This is a genomic window from Kitasatospora sp. NPDC056327 (assembly GCF_042261735.1).
Taxonomy (GTDB): Bacteria; Actinomycetota; Actinomycetes; order Streptomycetales; family Streptomycetaceae; genus Kitasatospora.
Map to the genome: position 1 here is coordinate 20,373 of NZ_JBHJRC010000090.1, position 7,708 is coordinate 28,080.

Sequence of the window (7,708 nt, forward strand, 5' to 3'; positions counted from 1 at the left end):
TTCTCCCCCGGGCTCGGTGTTGTGTTTTCGTGTGACTCCCCACCCCCGCCCCGCCCCCGCCACGGCGCACGCCCTGGTCCTCGCCCCGGTCACCGCGGGCTGGGACGGCGGCGCCTTCTTCACCCCCGTCATCCGCACCCTGGTCGGCGCCGGACTGCGGGTCACGGTCGCCGACACCCTCGCCCTCTGGGACGAGGAGGTGACCACCCTGGCCGGCCTGGCCGCCCGCTGGCTGGAGGTGCTGCCCACCTTCGGCCCGGTCGACCTGCTGTGCGGCAACGCACTGGGCGGTGCCGTCGCCCAGGCGCTGCTGCCCTCCCTCGACCCGGCCACCGCCGCGCTGCTGGTCTCCGGACCGGCCCGCAGCGACGCCCTCCTCGCCGAGCGGCTCGGCGAGATCGCCGACCTGGCCGCCGCCGGCCGCCCCGCCGCCGCCCTCGACCTGCTGCACCGCCGGGTCCAGCCCGAGGGCCGGGAGCCCGACGGCGCGGCGGAGCCGGGCGCGGGCGCGGACGCGGAGGCCGGCCGACGGCTCGCCGGAGGACTCCGCCTGCTCGCCGGCATCGACCTCACCGAGGCCGTCCGCGCCCACCCCGGCCCGCTGCTCCAGATCGTCGGGGCCCGCTCCCAGCTCGTCACCCGGCGGCACACCGCCGCCGCCCCGCACCACCGGGTGCACGCCGTCCCCCGAGCCGGCATGCGCCCGCACTTCGACCGCACCGCAGAGGTCTCCGCACACGTCGGGGCCCTCCTGCACGAGAAGGGACTCCGGTAAATGCCCACCGCACCCACGACGAAGAGCGTCGCCGTCCTGCCCGGCGACGGCATCGGCCCCGAGGTCGTCGACGCCGCGCTCGCCGCCGTCGCGCGCCTGGACCTCCCGCTCGACCTGCGCTTCGGCGACATCGGCTGGGAGTTCTGGCGGCAGGAGGGCGACCCGGTGCCCCAGCGCACCTGGAAGCTCCTCGAAGAGACCGACACCTGCCTGCTCGGTGCCATCACCAGCAAGCCGGTGCGCGAGACCGAGGCCGAGCTCGTCCCCGAACTGCGCGGCACCGGCCTGCACTACGTCTCGCCCGTCATCCAGCTCCGCCAGCGGCTGGGCCTCTACGCCAACATCCGGCCCGTCACCGACCTCGACCACGGCCGCTTCGACTTCACCGTCATCCGGGAGAACACCGAGGGCCTCTACGCCGGCCTCGACCTGCACGGCCTCGACGGCGCCCTGTGGGACGCGGTGCGCCACCACCCCAACGCCGCCGCCTCCGGCCCCGAGCACACCAGCGTCACCCTGCGCCTGCAGACCCGGTTCGGCATCGACCGGCTGCTGCGCTTCGGCTTCGAGCACGCGCTGGCCCGCGGCAAGCGGCTGCTCACCCTGGTCGACAAGCCGATGGTCCTGCGCAACAGCAGCAACCACCTGCGCGAGCGGCTGGAACTGATCGCGGGGGAGTACCCCGGCATCGAGACCGAGATCCTCAACGTCGACGCCGTCGCGCTCTGGATGGTCCGCCGGCCCGAGCGGTTCGGCGTGCTCGTCGCCGAGAACATGTTCGGCGACATCCTCTCCGACCTCGGAGCCGGCGTCATGGGCGGCCTGGGCCTGGCGCCCAGCGGCAACATCGGCGACCACGGCAGCTACTTCGAGCCGGTGCACGGCTCCGCCCCCGCGATGGCCGGCCTGGGCCGGGCCAACCCGATGGCCGTGCTGCTGACCGTCTCCCAGCTGCTCGACCACCTCGGTCTGCCGGTGCCGGGTGAGGAGCTGCGGGCCGCCGTGCGCCGCGTCGCCCGCGCCCGCACCACCGTCACCTACGACCTGGGCGGCACGGCAGGCACCCGCGAGGTGGCGGAGGCCGTGGCCGACGCGCTGGCCCGGCCCGCCGACCGGGCCGCGGCCGCGCGGCCCGCCGTGGCGGCCGCCGGCCGCGGCGTGCTTCCCACCGCGGCCGAGCCGGGCACCGGCGGGGCGACCGACGAGGTCGTCGACCGGCTGGCCCGTCTCGACACCGCCTCGGTCTCCGACGCGCTGGACAGCCTCGGCGTGCCCGGCGTCCTGGCCGGGCTGGCCGCCCGCGTCCCCGGCGCCCGGACCGCCGGGCGCGCCTTCACCGTCACCTACCGGCCCGTGGACGCCACCGTGCCCGGCTTCCGCAACGCGGCGAACTACCTCGACGAGGTGCCCGCCGGATCCTTCGTGGTCGTCGACAACCACGGCGGCACCGAGTGCACCAACTGGGGCTCGCTGCTCACCGTCGTGGCCCGCAGCAGGGGCGCGCGGGGCACCGCGGTGCACGGCTCGGCGCGCGACGTGGCCGAGATCCGGGCCGCCGGGTACCCGCTGTTCAGCACCGGCGTCACCATGGTCAGCGGCAAGAACCGGGTCGAACTCGCGGCCACCGGCCGGGACGTCACCATAGGCGCGGTCACCGTCCGGGCCGGTGACGTGATCGTCGCCGACGACAACGGCGTCCTCGTCGTGCCCGCCGGACTGGCCGCCGAGGTCGCCGACCGGGCCGAGCGCGTCGAGGCCACCGAGGCCGCCATCGCCGAGGCGGTGACCGGCGGGAGCCGGCTCGACGAGGCCCGCCGGACCTTCGGCTACGCCAAGCCGTGGGAGGGGCCGGCCCGCGGGACCGGCGATGCCTGACGGCACCCGGACCGCGGCCGGGAGCACCGGGACCGCCCCGGGCACCGGGGGCACCGGCGGGGCCGGGCCGGCCGGACGGCGGGTGGTGGACGTCCACTACCACGCCGGGCCGGACCTCTACCGGCGGCGGCTGACCGTCGCCGCCGCCGGGCGGGCCTACGCCGGGATCGACGGCTGGGTCGTGGTCAAGAGCCACCTCGGCTCCACCGCCGCCGCCGCGTGGGAGGCCCGGGAGGAGGGCCTGCCGGTCTCCGGCGCGGTCGTCCTCAACGACCTCGCCGGCGGCGTCCGGACCCGGGTCGTCGAACAGGCCGTCTACGCCCACGGCCCCGACAGCCCCGCCCGGCTGCTGGTCCACCTGCCCACCCACATCGGCCCCGCCCACCCGTCCCCGCTGCGCCGCGCCGCCTTCCACCCCCTGCTCGACCTCGAACGCTGGCGCGGCCCGCGGGTCCTCGACGGCACCGGCCGGCTCGCCCGGCCGGTGCGCGAGGTCCTCCGGGCGGCCCGGGACCTGCCGGTCGTCCTGGCCACCGGCCACTGCGACCGCGAGGAGACCCTCCGGGTCGCCGACGAGGCCGCCCGGCTGGAGCTGCCCCGGCTCCTGCTCACCCACGCCACCCACCCGATGTCCGGCCTCACCCCGGCGGACCTCACCGCACTGGCCGACCTGCCCGGCCTGCACGTCGAGCTCACCGCCCTGATGCTGCTGCTCGGCCACCGGGGCCCCGGCCACCTGGCCGAGCTGGTCCGCGCCCACCCGCGGATCGTCCTCAGCTCCGACCTCGGCCAGCCCGACCAGCCCGGACCCGCCGACTGGCTGGCCCGCAACCGCGAGTGGTTCCGGTCGGCGGGCCTGACCGGGGCGCAGATCCGGGCCGTGACCCACCGGAACCCGGCCGCGCTGCTCGCCCCCTGAGCGCCCGGCCCCGTCCGCCCGCGCCCCGTACGCCGCGGATCCCCGTGCACCGCGGATCCTGCACGCCGCAACTCCCCGCACGCCGCTGTTCCCCGTCCGCCACCGCCGCACCGGCGGCCCGACGGCCCCGGCCGCCGGCCGACCCGAACCGCTCCATCAGGGAGACCCCATGAACGCCCCGATCGCGAACGCGGCCCTGCGCGCCGACATCCGGCGCCTGGGCGACCTCCTGGGCGAGACGCTGGTCCGCCAGGAGGGCCCCCAGCTGCTCGGCCTGGTCGAACAGGTCCGGCTGCTCAGCCGCACCGACGGCGAGGCCACCGCCGAACTCCTCGCCGGCGTCGACCTGGAGACCGCCGTCGACCTGGTCCGCGCCTTCTCCACCTACTTCCACCTCGCCAACGTCACCGAACAGGTCCACCGCGGACGCGAACTGCGCGCGGCCCGGGAACGCCGGGAGTCGCCGCTCGGCCGCGTGGTGCGCGAAGGCGCGGAACGCTCGCCGGGCCTCCTCGCCGAGGCCGTCGCCCGCCTGAACGTCCGCCCCGTCTTCACCGCCCACCCCACCGAGGCCGCCCGCCGCAGCGTCCTGCACAAGCTGCGCCGGATCGCCGCCCTGCTCGACACCGCCGGCGGCACGCCCGACGAGGCCGGCCGCCGCCGCCTCGACACCCGGCTCGCCGAGCACATCGACCTCGTCTGGCAGACCGACGAACTGCGCGTCGCCCGCCCCGAACCCGCCGACGAGGCCCGAAACGCCGTCTACTACCTCGACGAACTCCACGCCGGCGCCGTCGGCGACCTCCTGGAGGACCTCGCCGCCGACCTCGACCAGGCCGGCGTCCGGCTGCCCGACGACACCCGTCCGCTCACCTTCGGCACCTGGATCGGCGGCGACCGCGACGGCAACCCCAACGTCACCCCCGAGGTCACCTGGGAGGTGCTGCTCCTCCAGCACGAGCACGGCATCGACGCCGCGCTGCGGAGCGTCGGCGAACTGCGCGGCCTGCTCTCCCACTCCGTCCGGCACACCGGCGCCACCGCCGAACTGCTCGACTCGCTCCGCTCCGACCTCGACGCGCTCCCCGAACTCAGCCCCCGCTACCGGCGCCTCAACGCCGAGGAGCCCTACCGCCTCAAGGCGACCTGCGTCCGCCAGAAGCTGGAGAACACCAAGCGCCGGCTCGCCGACGGCACCCCGCACACCGAGGGCCGCGACTACCTCGGCACCGCGGGCCTGCTCGCCGACCTGCGGCTGATCCAGGACTCGCTGCGCGCCCACCGCGGCGCCCTGCTCGCCGACGGCCGGGTGGCCCGCACCGTCCGCACCCTCGCCGCGTTCGGCCTGCAACTCGCCACCATGGACGTCCGCGAGCACGCCGAGGCCCACCACCACGCGCTCGGCCGGCTCTTCGACCGGCTCGACGAGGAGTCCTGGCGCTACGCCGACATGCCCCGCGACTACCGGCAGCGGCTGCTCGCCAAGGAACTGACCTCGCGCCGCCTGCTCGGCCCCGCGCCGCTCGACCCGGCCGCGGAGCGCACCCTCGGCGTCTTCCACACCGTCCGGCGCGCCCTGGACACCTTCGGCCCCGAGGTCGTCGAGTCCTACGTCGTCTCGATGTGCCAGGGCGCCGACGACGTCCTCGCCGCGGCCGTGCTGGCCCGCGAGGCCGGCCTGGTGGACCTGCACGCCGGCACCGCCCGGATCGGCATCGTGCCACTGCTGGAGACCACCGACGAACTGCGTGCCGCCGACCAGATCCTGGAGGACCTCCTCGCGGACCCGTCCTACCGCCGGCTGGTCGCCCTGCGCGGCGACGTCCAGGAGGTCATGCTCGGCTACTCCGACTCCTCCAAGTTCGGCGGCATCACCACCTCCCAGTGGGAGATCCACCGCGCCCAGCGCCGGCTGCGCGACGTCGCCCACCGCCACGGGGTCCGGCTGCGGCTCTTCCACGGCCGCGGCGGCACCGTCGGCCGCGGCGGCGGCCCCTCGCACGACGCGATCCTGGCGCAGCCCTGGGGCACCCTGGAGGGCGAGATCAAGGTCACCGAGCAGGGCGAGGTCATCTCCGACAAGTACCTGCTGCCCTCGCTCGCCCGCGAGAACCTCGAACTGACCCTCTCCGCGAGCCTCCAGGCCACCGCCCTGCACACCGCGCCGCGCCAGTCCGCCGAACAGCTGGCCCGCTGGGACGCCGCGATGGAGGCCGTCTCCGACGCCGCCCACACCGCCTACCGAGGGCTCGTCGACCACCCCGACCTGCCCGCCTACTTCTTCGCCGCCACCCCCGTGGACCAGCTCGCCGAACTCCACCTCGGCTCCCGCCCCGCCCGCCGGCCCGACTCCGGCGCCGGGCTCGACGGCCTGCGCGCCATCCCGTGGGTGTTCGGCTGGACCCAGTCCCGGCAGGTCGTCCCCGGCTGGTACGGCGTCGGCGCCGGCCTCGCCGCCGCCCGCGAGGCGGGCCTCGGCGACGTGCTGGAGGAGATGTACGGCGAGTGGCACTTCTTCCGCAACTTCCTCTCCAACGTGGAGATGACGCTCGCCAAGACCGACCTGCGGATCGCCCGCCACTACGTCGACACGCTCGTCCCGCCGCACCTCACCCACGTCTTCGACACCATCCGCACCGAGCACGACCGCACCGTCACCGAGGTGCTCCGGGTCACCGGCGAATGCGAACTCCTCGACCACCAGCCCGGCCTGAAGCAGACCCTGGCCCTGCGGGACGCCTACCTCGACCCCATCTCCTACCTCCAGGTCGCGCTCCTCGAACGCCGCCGCGCCGCGGCCGCCGCCGGCACCGACGCCGACCCGCTGCTCGCCCGCGCCCTGCTGCTGACCGTCAACGGCATCGCCGCCGGCCTGCGCAACACCGGCTGACCCCCGCCCGCCGACCTCCCTCCGCCCGCCGACCTCCCTCCGCCCGCCGACCTCCCGTGTCGGCCGACCCCCACCGGAGCCACCGAGCATGACCGCCAACACCCCGCGCGGCGGCGGCCCTTCACGCCGAAGCCTGCTGCGCACCGCCCTCGGCGCCACGGCCACCGCCGCCGCCTCCGCCGCCGTCCTCGGTCCGGGCGCGCCCCGGGCGGCCGCCCGTCCGGGGCGGCCCCGGCCCGGCTCGCTCGGCGAGCAGTCCGCCGTCCGCTCGCTCACCCTCGGCGACACCAGGTTCACCTACGTCGTCGACGGCGCCATGGAGCTGGACCCGGCGGGCTTCCTCCCCGCCGTCCCGCCCGCGTACTGGCGCGACCACCCCGAGGCGCTCACCCCCGGCGGCCGGATCGCCGCCTCCGCCGGCGGCGTCCTCGTCGAACGGGGCGGCCGGCGCCTGCTGATCGACGTCGGCCTGGGCGCGAACGTCCTCTCCCCGGCCCTCGGGCGCTCCCGCGGCGGCGCGCTGCTCGACACCCTCCGCGCCCTGCGGGTGCCCCCCGGGTCCGTCGACACCGTCGCCTTCACCCACCTGCACACCGACCACACCGGCCTCGGGTTCCGGACCGGCCGCGACCGGGCCCCGCACCGGGCGTTCCCGCGCGCGGCCTACCTGGTGGCCGGCGCCGAGTGGGACCCCTTCTGGCGGCGCGAGATCGAGGTCGGCGCGCCGTCCTGGGACGACTTCATGGTGCCGATGTCCAGGGTCCGGCGCTCGTTCGGCAACGGCGCGGAGATCTGGCCCGGCGTCACGGCCCTGATCACCCCGGGCCACAGCCCCGGGCACACCTCCTACGTGGTCACCGCCTCGGGGGGCCGGCGCCTGATCGTCTTCGGCGACGCCTTCCACACCCCGGCGCAGATCACCAACCCGGGCTGGCCGTCCGGTCCGGACACCGACACCGCCGCCGTCCTGCGGGCCCGCCGCACCCTGCTGGCCGAGCTCGCGGCCCCGGGGACCTACGGCTTCGCGTTCCACTTCGGTGACCAGCCCTTCGGCCGAGTGGTGCCCGACCGGTCGGGGGTCCTCGGGTGGCGGCCGGTCCCCTCCCGGGTGCTCCTGCCGGCGCCGATCCGGCTGTCCTGACCCGCCGCTCCGGTCCGTCCGGTCCGCACCCTGCGCGTGCTGGTCCGCCTGCGCTGGTTTGCCCGTGCTGATCCGCCCGTGCTGACCCGGTCGGCCCCGCTCCGGGGC

Annotated in this window: 5 protein-coding genes; all 5 read left to right on the forward strand. The window is 76.4% G+C overall.

What is annotated here, in order from left to right; genetic code table 11:
• The first annotated feature begins 31 nt into the window (after positions 1-31).
• Positions 32-775: an alpha/beta fold hydrolase gene (locus ACFCX4_RS15725; RefSeq protein ID WP_376142648.1), complete on the forward strand. Its 744-nt coding sequence runs from the start codon at positions 32-34 to the stop codon at positions 773-775.
• Positions 776-2,650, forward strand: coding sequence for an isocitrate/isopropylmalate family dehydrogenase (locus ACFCX4_RS15730; protein ID WP_376142650.1), 1,875 nt, complete (start codon positions 776-778; stop codon positions 2,648-2,650).
• Positions 2,643-3,569, forward strand: coding sequence for a DUF6282 family protein (locus ACFCX4_RS15735; protein ID WP_376142652.1), 927 nt, complete (start codon positions 2,643-2,645; stop codon positions 3,567-3,569). The genes ACFCX4_RS15730 and ACFCX4_RS15735 overlap by 8 nt, the downstream gene beginning before the upstream one ends.
• Positions 3,570-3,738: 169 nt before the next feature.
• On the forward strand, positions 3,739-6,459 hold the full coding sequence (gene ppc / locus ACFCX4_RS15740; protein WP_376142654.1) for a phosphoenolpyruvate carboxylase: 2,721 nt from the start codon (positions 3,739-3,741) through the stop codon (positions 6,457-6,459).
• 88 nt (positions 6,460-6,547) lie between these two features.
• Entirely contained in the window at positions 6,548-7,600 is a 1,053-nt protein-coding gene (locus ACFCX4_RS15745) for an MBL fold metallo-hydrolase (RefSeq protein ID WP_376142656.1), read from the forward strand.
• The last annotated feature ends 108 nt before the right edge of the window (positions 7,601-7,708 follow it).

Coding starts and splice junctions, on each gene's coding strand:
- ACFCX4_RS15730 (WP_376142650.1), top strand. CDS start 776: ATGCCCACCGCACCCACGACGAAGAGCGTCGCCGTCCTGCCCGGCGAC.
- ACFCX4_RS15745 (WP_376142656.1), top strand. CDS start 6,548: ATGACCGCCAACACCCCGCGCGGCGGCGGCCCTTCACGCCGAAGCCTG.
- ppc (WP_376142654.1), top strand. CDS start 3,739: ATGAACGCCCCGATCGCGAACGCGGCCCTGCGCGCCGACATCCGGCGC.
- ACFCX4_RS15735 (WP_376142652.1), top strand. CDS start 2,643: ATGCCTGACGGCACCCGGACCGCGGCCGGGAGCACCGGGACCGCCCCG.